This window comes from Streptomyces sp. PA03-6a, assembly GCF_033792765.1.
GTDB lineage: Bacteria > Actinomycetota > Actinomycetes > Streptomycetales > Streptomycetaceae > Actinacidiphila.
On record NZ_JARAVK010000210.1, the window covers coordinates 1 to 15,966 of the forward strand.

Annotated in this window: 11 protein-coding genes; 1 reads left to right on the plus strand and 10 read right to left on the minus strand. The window is 72.6% G+C overall.

From position 1 onward, the window contains the following. Positions 1 to 165: 165 nt before the first annotated feature. Positions 166 to 1,350 carry a low temperature requirement protein A gene (locus PV350_RS35170; protein ID WP_500337581.1) on the minus strand — a complete coding sequence of 395 codons (1,185 nt, stop codon included), beginning with the start codon at positions 1,348 to 1,350 and terminating at the stop codon, positions 166 to 168. Positions 1,351 to 1,655: 305 nt separating this feature from the next. On the opposite strand from PV350_RS35170, the gene PV350_RS35175 reads away from it, so the two are divergent. Beyond that, a complete protein-coding gene (locus PV350_RS35175; RefSeq protein ID WP_499515109.1) occupies positions 1,656 to 2,180 on the plus strand; it encodes a universal stress protein in 525 nt (174 codons plus the stop codon). Positions 2,181 to 2,288: 108 nt separating this feature from the next. Here PV350_RS35175 and PV350_RS35180 read toward each other — a convergent pair whose 3' ends face one another. The 9 genes from PV350_RS35180 to PV350_RS35220 form a co-directional block, all read right to left on the minus strand. Then, entirely contained in the window at positions 2,289 to 5,195 is a 2,907-nt protein-coding gene (locus PV350_RS35180) for a S8 family serine peptidase (RefSeq protein WP_500337582.1), read from the minus strand. Positions 5,196 to 5,703: 508 nt separating this feature from the next. Then, complete coding sequence (locus PV350_RS35185; RefSeq protein WP_499515111.1) at positions 5,704 to 8,568, minus strand: NHLP bacteriocin export ABC transporter permease/ATPase subunit; 2,865 nt, start codon at positions 8,566 to 8,568, stop codon at positions 5,704 to 5,706. Between the two features lies 1 nt (position 8,569). Beyond that, the gene (locus PV350_RS35190) at positions 8,570 to 10,825 is read right to left on the minus strand and encodes an NHLP family bacteriocin export ABC transporter peptidase/permease/ATPase subunit (protein WP_500337583.1); all 2,256 of its coding nucleotides are present in this window, start codon (positions 10,823 to 10,825) and stop codon (positions 8,570 to 8,572) included. Continuing rightward, the gene (locus tag PV350_RS35195) at positions 10,822 to 11,628 is read right to left on the minus strand and encodes a hypothetical protein (protein WP_499515113.1); all 807 of its coding nucleotides are present in this window, start codon (positions 11,626 to 11,628) and stop codon (positions 10,822 to 10,824) included. Before PV350_RS35195 ends, PV350_RS35190 begins: the two co-directional genes overlap by 4 nt. A gap of 104 nt (positions 11,629 to 11,732) precedes the next feature. Then, on the minus strand, positions 11,733 to 11,960 hold the full coding sequence (locus tag PV350_RS35200) for a type A2 lantipeptide (protein WP_499515114.1): 228 nt from the start codon (positions 11,958 to 11,960) through the stop codon (positions 11,733 to 11,735). Positions 11,961 to 12,375: 415 nt separating this feature from the next. Beyond that, the gene (locus tag PV350_RS35205) at positions 12,376 to 13,074 is read right to left on the minus strand and encodes a TetR/AcrR family transcriptional regulator (protein ID WP_500337584.1); all 699 of its coding nucleotides are present in this window, start codon (positions 13,072 to 13,074) and stop codon (positions 12,376 to 12,378) included. Between the two features lie 79 nt (positions 13,075 to 13,153). Then, positions 13,154 to 14,470, minus strand: a complete 1,317-nt coding sequence (locus PV350_RS35210) for an ABC transporter substrate-binding protein (protein ID WP_500337585.1) — start codon at positions 14,468 to 14,470, stop codon at positions 13,154 to 13,156. A gap of 88 nt (positions 14,471 to 14,558) precedes the next feature. Next, positions 14,559 to 15,650, minus strand: coding sequence for a branched-chain amino acid ABC transporter permease (locus PV350_RS35215; protein WP_500337586.1), 1,092 nt, complete (start codon positions 15,648 to 15,650; stop codon positions 14,559 to 14,561). 7 nt (positions 15,651 to 15,657) lie between these two features. Then, on the minus strand, positions 15,658 to 15,966 hold a 309-nt coding region (locus PV350_RS35220), incomplete at its 5' end, for an ABC transporter permease subunit (protein WP_500337587.1).

Genomic DNA, 15,966 nt, shown 5'->3' on the forward strand with positions numbered 1-15,966 from the left:
GCGGTGGGGAGCGCCGCGCGGGGGCCGTCCCGGTCGGCGCAGCCCGCGAGGGCGGCGGCGAGGGCGGCGGCAGCGGCCGCGAGGGCGGCGGTGCGTGCGAAGTGCCTGGTGGTCATGGCGGTTGGACGCGGTTGCCGCAGGGTGGGTTCCCTCGGCGCCGCCCGTTCAGGACGTTGCTGCCCGCAGGCTACGGCGCCCGGCCGGGACGCAGGTCGCGGCGACCAGGAGCGCGGCCGCGACGCCCGTCACGAGGACCGGGGCCGGGGCGAACGTGGCGGCGAGGATCGCTGCCGAGGCGAGCACGTGCACCACGTCGGGCGCGGTGGGGTGCCCGGCGGTCCGGCGGTGCAGGAGCCACACGGACAGGACGAACCCGGCGACGGGCACCGTGTAGGCGGCCGCCGCGCCGTGGGCGCTCAGATGGCCGTGCCCGGTCGCCCGGGCGACGTTGACGGCGAGTCCGGCACCCACCGCCGCGGCGCAGGCGAACACCGCGTAGTGGCCGTAGCCCCACAACGTGGCCGTGGTGAAGCTGTTGAGGCGGCGGGAGGCGTTCTGGGCGAAGTACAGCCACCACAGGGCGCAGACGGTGAGGGTGCCGCCCAGCACGAGCGTGGCGATGTCGCCGAACGTGGCGTCGGTGTCGAGGGCGGTACGCACCGCCCCGGCGGCGGCCGTGATGGACTCGCCCAGCACGATGAGGGTGAACAGGCCGAAGCGCTCGGCGATGTGGCGCGGGTGCCAGGTGGTGTGGGCCACCCGCTCGGCCCACACGGGGACGGCGAGTTCGGCCAGGGCGAGGACGGCGTGCGCCGGGAGGCGGAGGTCGCCCGGCACCACGAGGTGCGCCAGCCAGCCGGTCTGCACCACCAGGATCCCCGCGGCGTACCGCAGACAGCACCGGCGCCGCTCGGGGTCGGCGCCGGCGGCCCGCAGCCACTGGCTGACCATGGCGAGCCGCATGACGACGTAGCCCCAGGTGATGACGGTGTAGTCGCCGTCCTGCAGGGCGGCCGCCGTGCCCGCGGACATGACGAGGGCGCCGCTGATCTGCACGACGGTGAGCAGGCGGTACGGGATGTCGTCGGTGTCGTAGGCGGAGGCGAACCAGGTGAAGTTCATCCACGCCCACCAGATCGCGAAGAACACCAGCGCGTAGCCGAGGACACCGCGCCCGACGTGTCCTGCGGCCAGTTCCTCCTCGAACGCGGCGGACGTCTGCGCGACGGCCACCACGAAGCAGAGGTCGAAGAAGAGCTCCAGCGCGGTGGCGGTGCGGTGCTTCTCGTCGGCGACACGGGCGACCATCCGCCGCCGCCATGCCGTGGCGGCGGTCTGCGGCGCGCTCACGTCGCTCCCGTCCCCGCGGCGCACGCCGCGCCGCGCCGTCCGGGAACCGCTTCCTCGCTCACGGCACGCTTCCTCACATTTCCCGGGGACAAGGCTCTGCTTCCTCCACTGAGACCGGACGTCCTGCGCGCGTGTGACACACCCCGGGGAACGGGGCGTCGCCGGGCGCGCCGCCCCGTCCCGCGGTGCCGGGGTTGTCACACTTCGCGGGCGGCGCCGGTCGGTAGCGGTGGATGCCCGGTCGTCCTCGTGTGACCGCCTCCGGTTCCCGAGGCCGTCTCCCGTTCACCCCCGAAAGGTTTCTCATGGCAGGCCATGGCGTTCCCGAACCTGTCGGCGACGATCCCCTGGCGCGGTCGTCCACCGCCGGGGAACCGGCTCCCGCGACGGGCGCCAGTCGTACGAGCGTCGACAAGTACGGGGTGCTCGTCGGGTACAGCGGCTCCGCCCCCAGCAGGCGGGCGCTGTCGTACGCGGCCGGAATGGCGCGGCGCACCGGCGCGGCGCTCCTCATCGTCCACGTCGCGAAGGAGAACCCCGTCGCGTCGCTGCTCGGCTACGAGAACGCGGGCGGCGGCTGCGGGCCGCACGCCGGCGGCACGCACACGCTGCTGGGGCAGCTCGCCTGCGAGGACCATCTGTCGGGGCTGCCGTGGACGCTCATCCACCGCAGGGGCGCCGTCGCGCAGGAGCTGGAGAAGGCCGGCCGCAAGTACCGGGCGAACGCCATCATCGTCGGCCGCAGGCGCGGGGCCGGCATCCGGCTCTTCCGCCCGATCTCCGACCGGCTGGCGCGCAGTGCCCAGCGGCCGGTCATCGTCGTCCCCTGACGGCGGCCCCCGGAACCCTTTGCGCGGACCGCCCGGCCGGGGGCCGGCCTTCCTTCGGGAAGGCCGGCCCCCGGCTCGGCATGGAACGGTCGGCACCTCGGTCTGCGGTCAGCGGGAACTGATCAGCAGGCCGGGTACGACGGTTCGGCCGGTGCGGAACTCGGTGTACGCCCACTGCTCGACGTCGGGCTGCGGGCCCACCGGGTTCAGTGTCACCTGCGCGTTCCCGCCCCGCTGCACCGCGGACGGTGTGGTCAAGGTGGCGTTGCGCCGGTCGGCCTTCTCAGGGATGACGGTCACCCCGAGCCGGTAGGGAATGTCGGGTGACGTGGCCGTCTGGGCGTGCACGTAGGCGGTGTAGACGCCGGGTTCGGGGAAGAACCGGACGCTGCGCTCGTTGCTGTGCCATGACGCCCAGCTTCGGTCGACCAGCTTGCCGTCCTTGTAGAGGTACAGGTCGAGATTGGTGTTGGGGTCGTCCGAGGCCGTCTGCACGACGAGTCCGGCCGCGCCGCGCGGCACGGTGATCTTCGTGCCTTGGGTGCCCACCCCGCCGGGGGAGAAGACGCCGCCGCTGACGGAGGTCGTGAGCTTCTTGTCCGTCCAGGTCACGGGGGTGTACCCGGTGGTGCGGCCGGCCAGCGGGCCGGTGAAGCCGGGCTCCAGGAAGCCTTGGCCCTGGCCGCCGGTGCGGCCGAACTCGATTCCCGTGTCGTCGTACGGCCGCGGCGTGAAGCCCCACGGACGGCCGGCGACGGTCAGCCGCACCCGGTGCTTGGCGCTCGTGAACACCAGTGAACCGGTGGTGTAGCGGTCCCAGGTCGCGGTGCCGCGCTCCAGCGTGATGGTCACCGTGGCGGTGGCACCGGGCTTCACCGAGATCGTCCGGGGGCTGACCGTCACCTTCATACCGGCCAGCCCGTCGACGTGCGCCGTGTACGTCTCGGTTCGCGTGCCGACGTTGGTCAGCCGACGCGTGAGGCGCACCGGCTTCGTCCCGTCGTACTCGCGCAGCGCGATCGAGGGCAGGTTGATCTCCTTGCCGTCCGGAGTCGCCGTGGAAGCGAAGGCGGTCAGTTCGGCTGCGGAAGGCTCGATCACCAGGCCCGGGTCGTCGGCGGACGGGGTACGGGGCATGCCGGAGCCCTGCTGCAGCGGGCCGGCCGTGCCCTTGGTGTCGGTGGCGGTGGTGCGCAGGGCCGAGGCGGTCGCGCCGGGCGACCACTTCGGGTGCCGGGCGCGCAGCAGCGCGGCCATGCCGGCCACGTGCGGGGCCGCCATGGAGGTACCCGAGTACGCATCGAAGAGACGCCCGCCGTCCATCGGCGACACCGCCGCCACCACGTCGATGCCGTCCGCGACGAGGTCGGGCTTCTGCAGTCCGGTGTGGACCTGGTCGGGGCCGTACGACGAGAGGCCGGCCACGCTCGGCAGTCCCACGAGGCTGCTGCCGTCGCCGCCCTCGACCAGCGACGCGGTCCCGTCGGTACGGTGCGCCCACAGGTAGTTGAAGAGCTTGCCCGCCTGTTCGGCGCTCCACAGGTAGACGGTCGGGAAGTCGTAGATCACGTTGAGCCGGGTGTTGCCGGTCGACTGGAACAGCACCACGCCGACACCGCCGGCGGCCTTGACCGTCGCCACCGCGTCGACGGGGTCGATGAAGTCGCAGGCCACGATCTTGCCCTTGACCTTGGCGGGGTCGAGACTTCCCGACCAGCAGTACTGCGCGCCGTCGTCGAGCGATCCGGCCTGGTCGGCGAAGACGATGGGGGTGCCGCGACGGGACGGCAGCTGGTCCATCGACGTGCCGACGATGCGGGTGCCGTCGCCGAGCCGCACGGTCGCCTCGTGGGAACGCTCCACCGTCGCGCCCACCGTGGTCACCCATGGTTCGGCGTTGCTGACCATTCCGGACATGCCGTCGTTGCCGGCCGCCGCGGCGACGAAGACGCCGGCGAGGTACGCGTTGAGGAAGGCGTCCCCGATCGGGCTGTTGGGCTGGTAGTCGCCCATCGAGTTGCCGATCGAGTAGTTGATGACCTGGACACCGTCGGCCACCGCCGCGTCGATCGCCGCGATGATGTCGGCGTCCGTGCCCGAGCCGCCCCAAAGGGCCTTGTACACGGCGATCCGCGCGTCGGGCGCCACTCCGGAGATCGCGCCGTAGTCGTGCCCGAGGACCATCGCGTGCTTGACGGGAAGACCCGCCGCGGTGGAGGCGGTGTGGGTGCCGTGTCCGTTCATGTCTCGCGCCGAGAGGGTCTCCCCGTCGGGGAGCGAGCCGTAGGCGCTGAGCCACCCGTCGGCGAAGTACCGGGCGCCGACGATCTTGCCGTTGCAGGCGCCGGCGGGGAAGCCCTCACCGGTCTGGCAAGTGCCGTGCCAGCCCGCCGGCCGCGGCATGGTGGCGGCGAAGGAGGCGCTCTCCGGCCAGATGCCGGTGTCGATCACGCCGATGACCACATCGGAGCCGTGAGCCGGCTTGGTCTGCGTCGCGGTCTGCGGAGCCCTACCCGTCGGCGCCTGTGCCGGGGGCTGCGCCGCCTGCGTTGTCCCGGTCGTCGCCGCGTCGGCCTTCACGAGACGGGCCGGGGTGACCGCCGCGACGCGCGGGTCCTTGGAGAGTTCGCCGGCCTGCGCGCCGGTCAGCTTGGCGGCGAAGCCGTTGAAGGCGGTGGTGTAGGTCCGCTGCGCCCGTACGCCGAAGTCGCCGAGCACGTCGCTCTGCGCCTCGCCCAGGTGCTTACGGTACTTCTCGGCCGCGGCCGAATGAGGCTGGAGTTCCTGCCCGGCCACCGGCCTCGTGGCCGCGAGTCCCTTGACTCCGCCCGTGTACGACGTGACCGGCGCCTCTCGCAGCCGCACGACGTACTGGCCCTTGATGGTTCCGGGCTGCGCGGCGGTGTGCAGGGCGCCACCGCCCGTGAGGGCGGCTCGGGAGTGGTCGTACTGGCCCAGCCTCAGGTCCGGCAGCGGAGCGCCGGTCTGTGCCGCGGCCGGCCCGATGTTCCCCAAGCCGCTGAATATGGTGGCGAAAACGGTGATTGCCGACGCCGCGACGATGCGGCGTCGTCGTCGTCGAAGGCTCGCGCTCGTGACCACGAGTCTCCTCCCATGAAGTTAACGGTGTGAATGTCCGTCACACCCAACCTCCAACCGATCACGCGAAGATCACATTCGAATGACGATCCGTCCCGCCCGGCGTTGCCGCGGCTGTCTGTTGGGGGGTCATTCGCCGCCGCGTCGCGATGAGTTCCCCGCGACGCTAAGGGCGCCCGGTCGATCGCCGAGGTGCGGGGAGTCGAGCCTCTCAGGGCCCTGAACAGCGCGAACTCGGATACGGGCGGCGGCGGTTCGTTCCGCGCACCTGGGTGCTGATCGCGGGGTTCCCGGGGGGCGGCACGTTGCCGAGGCCCTGGGCGACGTCCGCACCCGACTGCCTGTCGTTTTGCAGACAGGTGTCGGGATGCCGACAGCGTGAGCACGTTCACGGGTGACCGAGTGCACCAGCAGAGCGCCTGATCTAGCTCATCTGACGCCGGACCAGCTCGTGCAGCCGGCCGCCGGGGTTCGCCAGCAGGTCAGCGGGGCGGCCCTCCTCGACGACGCGGCCGTCCTCCATGACGACGACGCGGTCGGCGTCCATGACGGTGGAGAGCCGGTGGGCGATCACGACGCGGCTGGCGCGCAGCCGCCGGGTGCTGTCGATGACGGTGCGCTGGGTCTCGTTGTCGAGGGCGCTGGTGGCCTCGTCGAGGAAGAGGATGCGGGGCCGCCGGATCAGGGCCTGGGCGATCATCAGGCGCTGGCGCTGGCCGCCGGAGATGGTGCTCCCGCCCGCGATCATGGTGTGCAGGCCCATGGGCATGCGCTTGATGTCCTCGGCGAGGCCGGCCATGGCGGCGGCCTCCATCGCCTCCTCCTGGGTGTGGACCTCGGCGCCGCAGATGCAGTCGAGGATCGAGCCGGTGAACGGCTGGGCGTTCTGCAGCACCACGCCGCACTGCCGGCGGACCGCGCCCTGGTCGAGCGCGGCCAGGTCCTGGCCGTCGTACAGGACGCTGCCGGAGGCCGGCCTGTCGAAGCCGATGAGCAGGCGCAGCAGGGTGGACTTGCCGCAGCCGCTGGGGCCGACGATCGCCACGAACTCGCCGGGCCCGACCCGCAGGGAGACGTCGTCGAGGACGAGCGGGCCGTCGCCGGAGTAGCGGAAGGAGAGATTGCGGGCCTCGATCGCGCCGGACAGGACGCCCGGCTGGGTGCTGCCGCCGCGCACCTCTGGGGTCTCGTCGAGGATCGGCTTGACCTGCTCGTACATCGGCAGCACCGCCGCGGCCGACAGCAGCGCCCCGGTGAGCTGGGTGACCGAGGTCAGCAGCATCGTCATGGCGGTGCTGAAGGTGAGGAAGCCGGACGCGGACAGCGAGCCCCGGGCCGGGCCGGCCAGCAGCATGAACATGATGAGGGAGCACAGCGGCAGGTAGACCGCGTTGAGCACGGTGGTGATGTTCTTGATGCGGCCCGCCCGCTGCTGGAGTTCGCGGCTGCGGGCGAAGCGGCGGGCCCAGGCGGCGTAGGCGAAGCTCTCGGCGGCGGCGACGCGGAGCTTGGGCAGGCCGCGCAGGGTCTGGAAGGCCTCGTTGTTCAGCTTGTTGCCGAGCACCACCAGCCGTCGCTGCCAGCGCAGTTCCCACAGCCCGAGGCCGAGGAGCAGGGCCCCGATGACGACGAGCATGCCGAGGGCGGCGAGCGCGAGCGGGACGCTGTACAGGAGCAGCAGGACGAGGTTCATCGCGCCGACCGTCGTCGCCTGGACGGCGACCGGGCCCACCCCGGCGAGCACCCGGCGGATGGCGCTGATGCCCATCGCCGCACTGGCGAGCTCGCCGGTCGAGCGGCCGGCGAAGAACCCGGTCGGCAGGCGCAGCAGACGGTCCCACACGGCGGGCTGCAAGGTGGCCTCGATGCGGCCCTCGATGCGCAGCACGGTGAGGTTCTGCATCAGCATGAAGACGGCGCACACCAGGCCGGTGACGACGACGGCCAGGGCGGCCTGGACGATCAGCCCGGTCTCCGCGTCGGGTACGTAGGTGCCCAGCACCTGTCCGGTCGCGATGGGCACGAAAGCACCGAGGCCCACGGTGACGAGGCTGCTCAGGACGAGGTTGCGCAGATCGCCCGCCGAGCCCCGGAGGCTGAAGCGCAGCAGCCGCATCAGCCCGGTGCCCCGTTCGGGGAGCGGCCGGTAGAGCATGACCGCGCGCTCCTCGAAGTCCTCCGCGTTGTGGTCGGCGACCCGCACGCGGCTGCTGCCGCCGGGCCCGACCGCCTCGTAGCCGCCGCGCCGCCACAGCAGGGCCACCGGCGCGCCGGACGCGGCGCGCCGGCCGACAAGGGGGCCGGTGTTCTCCCGCCACCAGGCGCCGTCGAGCCGTACCGGGCGGGTGCGGATGCCGGAGGTGACGGCGACCCGCTCGACCGGGTCCATGCGGTCGCTGACCGCCCCGCTGCGCGACGGCGGGGTGAGGGTGATCCCGGCGGCCTCGGCGACCTGCCGGCAGACGGCGTACGTCGTGTCGTCGGAGGCCTCGGCGGTACGCGCGGGGGCCTTGCGGGAGGTGGCGATGGAGGCCAGCAGATCGCGGTCGGCCTGCTCGCGGACGGCCTCCCCGGCCCTGATGCCCGCGGCCGTGCGGTCCTCGTGGGCGCGCTCCAGGCCTTCGATCCAGCCGTCCAGCGTCGACAGCAGCCGGTACTGCTGATTGACCATGCTCTGCCACATCGCGCCGTCGAGGAGCAGGTCGCCCGCCGCGTCCGCGGAGTACGCGGCGCCGTACTGCACGCTGCCCGGCAGGACCGGCAGCCACAGGATGTCGTCGTCGGCGACGTGCTCGCCGTCCGTGGTGCGGCCGGTCAGCGGGGCCTCGTAGAGCACCCGCTGGCTGCGCCCGACACCGAGCGCGAAGGCGTGCTCGAGCAGGCTGAGGGCGAGTTCCTGGGTGTCGTGGCCGGCGCCGTACGGGCCCTGCTGCGCCCAGCCGTCGCCGTGCGCCGCCTGGTGCGGGTGGGGTGGCCGGTACAGCTCGCGCAGCGGGACGCGGCGCAGGAAGCAGCCCTGCAGCGGGCGTCCGACGAGGGTGTGCCGGGGCCCCTCGACCGGGCCGAGGAGGAGGGCGCCGGGTTCCAGGCGGCCCAGGTAGTGCCAGTGGCCCTGCTGGGCGGCGTCGACCGCGAACAGGTCGAGGGCGCCGGCCACCACGAGCCACAGCACGTGCGGGCCCTCCAGGGGCAGGCTGCGCAGGCCGGTGCAGTCGACGGGGCCCCCGAGCCCGCCGAGGGCGGTCAGGACCGGATCGCCGGTGGCGGTGCCGGGCTGTACGGGGATCACGTCAGTGCTCCTTGACCAGGGCGGCGTACGCGCCGCCCGCCGCGATCAGCTCCTCGTGGCGTCCGCGCTCGACGACCGTGCCGTGGTCGAGGACGACGATCTCGTCGCTGTCGCGGACCGTGCTGAGCCGGTGCGCGATCACCACGCAGGCGCAGCCGCGGCGGCGCAGGTTGTCGATGATGACCTGCTCGGTCTCCGCGTCGAGGGCGCTGGTCACCTCGTCGAGCACCAGCACGCTGGGCCGCCGGACCAGGGCCCGGGCGATCTCCAGCCGCTGCCGCTGCCCGCCGGAGAAGTTGCGGCCGTCCTGCTCGACGTGACTGTGGACGCCGCCGGGGCGGCGGGCGACGACCTCGTACAGGCAGGCGTCGCGCAGCGCGGCCTCGACGTCCCCGTCGGGGATGGAGGGGTCCCACAGCGCGACGTTGTCGCGCACCGTGCCCTCGAAGAGGAAGACGTCCTGGTCGACGAAGGAGACGGAGGCGGCCAGGGACCCGCGCGGGATGTCCTCCAGGCGCTGCCCGTCGATGCGGATCGTGCCCTCCCACGGGCTGTAGAGCCCCGCGATCAGCCGGGAGACGGTGGACTTGCCGCTGCCGGAGCCGCCGACGAGCGCGACCTGGCGGCCGGGCGCGACGGACAGTGAGAAGCCGGACAGCAGCGGCTTGTCGAGGGGGCTGTAGCCGAAGGTGACGTCCTCCAGCGCGACGTGGCCCTTCAGCCGGCGGGTGCTCGCCCCGGACTCGGGGCGCGCGTACAGCGAGTCGACGGGGAAGTTCTCGACGTCCTTGAGCCGGACCACGTCGGCGGCGAAGTCCTGGATGCGGCCCGCGACGCCGTTGAGGCGGGTGATGGGCGCGGTGAACCGGACGACCAGGGACTGGAAGGCGACGAGCAGGCCGATCGAGATGTGCCCCTCCACCGCCCGCAGCCCGCCGATCCACAAGATGAGCGCGCTGTTGAGCGTCGCGAGGGTCGGGGCGACGACCGACAGCCAGGCGCTGGGCACGCCGAGCCGCTGCTGCTCCTCCAGGGTGGCGGCGTGCTGTCCGGCCCAGCGGCGGAAGTAGCCGTTCTCGCCGCCGGTGGCCTTCATCGTCTCGATCAACTGCAGGCCGGTGTACGAGGTGTTGGTGAGCCGGGCGCTGTCGGCGCGCAGCTTCTGCGTCCGGGTGGCCCGCAGCCGTGTCACCACGCGCATGGCGACGGCGTTGAGCAGGGCGATCCCCACCCCGAGGACGGTGAGTTGCGGGTCGTACGTCCACATCAGCAGCGCGTAGAGCACGACGACGACGCCGTCGACGGCCGCGGCGGCCAGGTCGCGGGCGAGGGTCTCGGCGACGGCGTCGTTGGACTGCAGGCGCTGTACGAGGTCGGCCGGGTTGCGCTGGGTGAAGAAGGTGACCGGCAGCCGCAGCAGGTGGCGCAGGAAGCGGGCGCTGCCGAGGGTGGAGGAGATGATGCGGCCGCGCAGCAGGTTGGACTGCTGGACCGCGGTGAGCGCGGCGGTGAGCGCCACCAGCGCGGCCATCGACGCGAACAGCGTGCCCAGGAGCGAGGTCTGGTCGCCGATCAGGAACAGGTCGATGTACGTGCGGCTGAGCGCGGGCAGCGCGGCCCCGACCGCGACCAGCAGGAGGCTGGCCACCAGCGCGGCGAGCATGGTGCCGCTGGTGCCGCGCAGCCGGGCCGGGAGGGCGCCGAGGACGCCGGGCCTGCGGCCGCCGCGGTGGAAGTCCGGGCCCGGCTCGAAGGTCAGCACGACTCCGGTGAAGCTGGTGTCGAAGTCCTCCAGGGGCACGAACCGCCGCCCCTTGTCGGGGTCGTTGACGTGGACGCCGCGCCTGCCGAGGCGGCGGCCCATGCCGTCGTAGACGACGTAGTGGTTGAACTCCCAGAAGAGGACGGCCGGGGCGCGCACCTCGGTCAGGGCCGCGGTCTCCATCTGCATGCCCTTGGCCTGCAGGCCGTAGCCGCGGGCCGCCTTCAGCAGGTTGCTGGCGCGGGAGCCGTCGCGGGAGACGCCGCAGGCGATGCGCAGTTCCTCCAGCGGTACGTGCCGGCCGTAGTGGCCCAGCACCATCGCCAGGGAGGCCGCGCCGCACTCCACGGCCTCCATCTGCAGCACGGTGGGGGTGCGGACGCTGCGGGGCCTGCGGCCCGGCCGCTGCCGGCGGGTGCGTGCGGGCTCGGGGCGGTGTCTGCGGCGGCCGGCGGGCGGCAGCGGCCGCTGCTGGGGCCGGGCGGGCGCGGTCAAGGGAGCAGCCAATCGATCGGGCGCTGTGCGGCCAGGTGGACGGCGCCGGTGGCCAGGGTCATGGAGTCCAGCTCGTACGAGGGGCCGTCGCCCTTGGACCAGCGGTAGCCGGTCGGGGTGCGGGAGGAGGCGTCGAGCGTCACGACGACGGCCACCGGGCGTCCCGCTCGGGTGAGTTGCGCGGCGAGTTGCGGGTCGCCGAGGTCGGCGGCGATCTGCCGGGCGGTGCGCGAGGTGCGGCCGACGGCCCGCACATGGCCGCGCAGCACCCCGTACCGGGCCTGGGGCGCGGACTCGACGGCGAGGTCCACCGCGGCGCCCACCGGCACCGAGGAGGCGCCGGTCGCCGGGACGTACAGGGTCGCGACGAGCGGGTCGCCGGTGCGGGCTGCGCGTTCGACGGTCGCCACGTCCGAGCCGACGGTGACGACGGTGCCGATCGAGGCCACCAGGGCGCTGACCCGGCCCGCGGCCACGGTCCGGACGACGGTGTCGCCGCGCGGTGTGCGCACGCTGAGCAGCGGGGCGTCGGCGGGCAGGCGCTCCCCTTCCTCGGCGAGGACCCGGGTGACCTGTCCGGCGACCGGACTCTGCAGGACGTAACTGCCCTGTCCGTAGCCGATGATTCCGGGTGCGCTCAATTTCGAGGACACGGAACCGTTTACCGCCCAGGAACTCGCGGCGGCCATCACGAGAATGACGACGGAGAGCACGAGACGGCCCTGCGGGCGCGCGAATCGCACCGGTAGATCGAGTTCTTCCGGTGACTGGAGCTTGGCAAGGGCCTTTTGGCGAAACTGCACGGAACTCTTCCCTCAGCCGCATCCCTCGCCATTGGGACACAAGGCCGCAATGGCGTCCGCGGGTCCCGGAAGGGAGGCCTCCGGGACCCGCGGATCCATCAGTCTCAGAGACCCGCGATCAGGCCGGTGGCCAGGCCGGTCACGGCGCCGGTGTTGACACCGGAGAGGCCCTCGACGGTGCCGACGACACCGGACACGGTGCCGGCGACCGGGGCGATCGACTCGACGGTGCCGGTGGCGTTGGCCACGAGGCCGCCCACGAGACCGCCGGAGACGTTGTCCAGGTCCGCGTCGGAGATCTCGCGGGTCTCAACCTGGGGGGTGAAGTCCATGGGGGGTTTCCCTTCGTGTGAACACATTTCATGTGGCGAATCATCAGGGGGGCAACCTCTTCGCCACGGCACGGGATACAAGCATGGGAGCAGGTGGGACGGCCAATTGGAGATTGCCGCGTTCGAATTGGGTTCGGATCCACGGCTTCACCGGTGTGCCGTATTTCCCACGCCCCGGTGGCAATTCCTTCACAGACGGGCTTCCCGCCGGGGCTGCGGAACCGGGCACTCCGGATCAAACCGCGCGCACCGGCGGGGGATGTCCCGTGCGTACGTGCGGGCGTATGTCGCCCGCGTGTGCGGTGTGCAGATTTACCGAAGGTAATGTTCAGCCCTGCGCTTGAGCTGTTCCGCCCGCCCGTGACCAGGGCGGATCCACGGCGCGCGGGGCGCCGGGGCCGGTGGCCGGAAGGGCTCAGCCGGTGGCGTCGGCGGCGGTGGCCGACAGCCCGAAGTCGCAGAGCCTGCCGATGAGTTCCAGGGCGGTGTCCGTGAGGTCGGCGGCCTCGCGCGGGTCGTCGCAGGCGACGAGTTCCCGTCCGATCTCGGCGATCGTCGTCGTGAGCGCGATCAGCAGGGCGCGGTCGCCCGGCCGCTCCTGCGTGATGCCGAGCAGGGTCGCGTTGTGGCTGATCCAGGTCCGGAGGTTCTGCCGGCCCAGCAGGTCGAAGCCCGGCGGGGTGTCCCCGGTGTAGAAGAGCCTGGCCATCTCCCGCCGCGCCCAGGTGTGCTCCAGGTACGCGTGGGTGCCGGTGAGGAAGAGCGCGCGGGGCCGGTCCTCCCCGCTCTCGCGGAGCCGGGCCACCGCGCGGGCCGTGGTGTGGACCTGGGCGGTGCGGAACTCCTCCCACAGGGCCAGGAAGAGGTCCACCTTGCCGTCGAAGTGGTGGTAGAGCCCGCCGACGCTGGCGTCCGCGCGGCGGACCACCTCGGCGATGCCGGCCGCCGCGTACCCCGACTCCCCGAAGACCTCGCGGGCCGCCTTGAGCAGCGCCTGCCGGGTGGTCGCCGCCCGGCCGGGCGTCCGGGCCGGGGCCGGCCCGGACGCCCCACCGGTGGTGGGGAGGTCCGCGGGATCGCCGATGAGCAGCTCGTCACCGCGTCTGTCGCCCATCCCGGGACCTTCCGTCCGTCACGGTCGCGTCGCGCCGTGGACCCACTGCCTGGCGGGGCAGCACACTACCCCTCGCCCCTCAGGACGCCGGGATGCCGTCGGCCGGGGCCTGCGGCTGTGCCGTGGTGTAGGGCGTGATGGCGCCCTGCTCGTCGTCCGTCACCAGCGGCGTGCCCTGCAGGGCGACCTCGGTGCTGCCCTTCAGGATGCCGATCTGGACCCCGGTGTAGCCCGCGTGCGAGTCCGCGCTGAACCGGAACGGCACCAGTCCGGGCCCGGTGAAGCCGCCCTTCTCCACGGCCTTCACCAGCGACTCCCGCGTCGGGTTCTCCCCGGCGCCCTGCAGTGCCTGGACGAAGGTGTAGGCCATGGACATCCCGAACTCGACGTTGCCGTCGAAGGGCAGCTTGGGGATGTACTTGTCGTGGACCTCGCGGAACAGCTTGATCCAGCTGTTGGACGTGTCGGTCGTCGGCGGCATGTAGGTGTCGGTGATGATGCCGTCCATGAGCGCCGCCGGGTCGGCCGTGCCGCCCGCCTGCTTGGCGAAGGACTGCAGCAGGCCCGCCAGGGTGGTCGGGTCGGAGCCGACGTTGGTCACCACCATCTGCGGGTCGTACTGGAGCTTGAGCGAGGTGAGCTTGAACAGCGCGGTGTACGTCGGGATGGTGAACAGCACCACCACGTCCGCCTTGGACTGGGCGATCGCCGTGACCTGCGGGGCGATGTCGGTGCCGCCGGGCTGGTAGCTCTGCCGGCTGACCACCGACTCCTTGGGGATGTATTGGTCCAGGCCCTCGACGCTGTCCTTGCCGAAGTCGTCGCCCTGGTAGAAGTAGGCGACCTTCTTGCCGGCGAAGTTCTCCTTGATGTACTGGCCGAGGATCTTGCCCTCGACGAGGTAGTCCGGCTGCCAGCCGAAGGTCTGCGGGTGCTTTTCGGGCTCGTCCCAGCAGCGGCAGCCGGAGGAGACGAACAGGTCGGGCACGCGGCGGCTGTTGAGGTAGTCGACCACCTTGGTGTGGGTCGGCGTGCCGAGACCGCCCACCATCGCGAAGATCTTGTCCTCCAGGACGAGTTCCTTGGTGACCTTCACCGTCTGGGTCGGGTTGTACGCGTCGTCCTTGTACTTGAACTCGATCTTCCGGCCGTTGACCCCGCCCTTGGCGTTGACGTGGTCGAAGTACGCCTTCGCGCCCGCCGAGACGTTGCTGTACCCCGGCGCCGCCGGGCCGGTGAGCGGCTGGTGGCTGCCGATGACGATGCTGTCCTTGGTGACGCCCGGCGCGGCGGAACCGCTGCCGGAGCCGTCGGAACAGGCGGTGAGCACCAAGGCCAGCACGGCCAGCGCGGCGCCGCCGCGAAGGCGCAGGCCGTGTCGGTGACTTCTTCTCATGACCCCTCCTGGAACCGAATCGGATTCGGTGGGTGTTGGACGGATTTCAGGTGACGTGCCGGTGGCCGGGGGAACGGGATACCGGCGGTCAGGTACCGGAGCCCCGCGTGCGGAGCCGCCGGACCAGACGGATGAGGGCCCCGTGGATCCCCTGCGGGAACAGGAGCATCGACAGGACGAGGGCGAGGCCGTAGAGGGCGAGCGGCAGGTTCGCGTAGAAGCCCCGGGACAGGTGCAGGGCGTCCGCCACGTCGCCCGTCCAGTTGGGCAGCAGGACCAGGAGCACCGAGCCGTACACGGCGCCCGCCAGGCTGCCGAGCCCGCCGAGCACCGCCGCCGTCAGCAGGGACAGGGAGAGCGCCAGCGGGAACGCCCCGGGCGCGGCCAGCGAACTGACCACCGCGAGGAGCCCGCCGCCCAGCCCCGCGCAGGCCGCGCTGACCACGAAGGCGAGCACCCGCAGGCGCGCCACGTGGATGCCGGCCAGCGCCGCGGAGACCTCGTCGTCCCGGATCGCCCGCCACGACCGGCCGACGCGGCTGCGCCCGAGGTCGGCGAGGAACACCAGCACGACCACCGCGCACAGCACGCAGACCCAGGCCTGCCAGCGCTCCAGCGGGAAGTACGGGCCCAGCGCCTCGGGCGGCGGCGGCGAGGCCACCACGAGCCCGTTCTCGCCGCCGAGCAGATCGGTCAGGTGCCGGTAGTTCGCGAGCGCCGGCAGCCCGACGGCCAGGGTGAGGGTCGCGCCCGCGAGGTACGGGCCCTGCAGCCGCGCCGCCGCGGCGCCCACCAGCGCGCCCAGGGCGGCCGTCACCGCCGTGCCCGCCAGCAGCGAGACGGCCAACGACCAGCCCAGTTCGGTGAGGAACAGGCCGGTCCCGTAGGCGCCGACCGCCATCAGCGCGCCGTGGCCCAGCGAGATCTGGCCGTTGGTCCCGGTCAGGACGGTCAGCCCGGCGACCGCGCACACGTAGGTGGCGACGCCGGCGACCTCCAGGTTCTGGTACGGCGACAGCAGGGCGCTGACGGCGCAGACCACCAGCAGCCCGAGCAGCGCGGGCACCAGGTGCCGTACCGCGGTGCGGTCCATCGGCCCCCTCAGCCGGACGCTCAGGCCGGTCGCGGCCGGGCCCCCCAGCGGGGACCGCAGGTCCTTCGTGTCGGTCGTCTCGGTCATGAGCCCCTCACACCCGTCGCACGGAGGTCCGCGAGAACAGGCCGTTGGGCCTGATCATCAGCACCGTCATCAACACCGCCAGCGCGCCCAGCAGCGCGACCTCGGACCCCAGGTACCCCGAGACGTAGGAGAGGGTGAGCCCGACCACGAGCCCGCCGACCACCGCACCCGGCGGGCTGTCCAGCCCCCCGACGACGGCGGCGGCGAAGCCGAACACCAGGACCGCGTCGAACTGGTTGGGCCCGACGAAGGTCGCCGGCGCCACGAGGACCCCGGCGAGCGCCCCGACCGCCCCCGCCAGCGCCCAGCCCAGCGT

What these genes read in the sequence shown, in the direction of transcription:
- PV350_RS35175 (WP_499515109.1), top strand. Translation starts at nt 1,656, where the DNA reads ATGGCAGGCCATGGCGTTCCCGAACCTGTCGGCGACGATCCCCTGGCG.
- PV350_RS35200 (WP_499515114.1), bottom strand. Translation starts at nt 11,960, where the DNA reads ATGGACTTCACCCCCCAGGTTGAGACCCGCGAGATCTCCGACGCGGAC.
- PV350_RS35205 (WP_500337584.1), bottom strand. Translation starts at nt 13,074, where the DNA reads ATGGGCGACAGACGCGGTGACGAGCTGCTCATCGGCGATCCCGCGGAC.
- PV350_RS35215 (WP_500337586.1), bottom strand. Translation starts at nt 15,650, where the DNA reads ATGACCGAGACGACCGACACGAAGGACCTGCGGTCCCCGCTGGGGGGC.
- PV350_RS35210 (WP_500337585.1), bottom strand. Translation starts at nt 14,470, where the DNA reads ATGAGAAGAAGTCACCGACACGGCCTGCGCCTTCGCGGCGGCGCCGCG.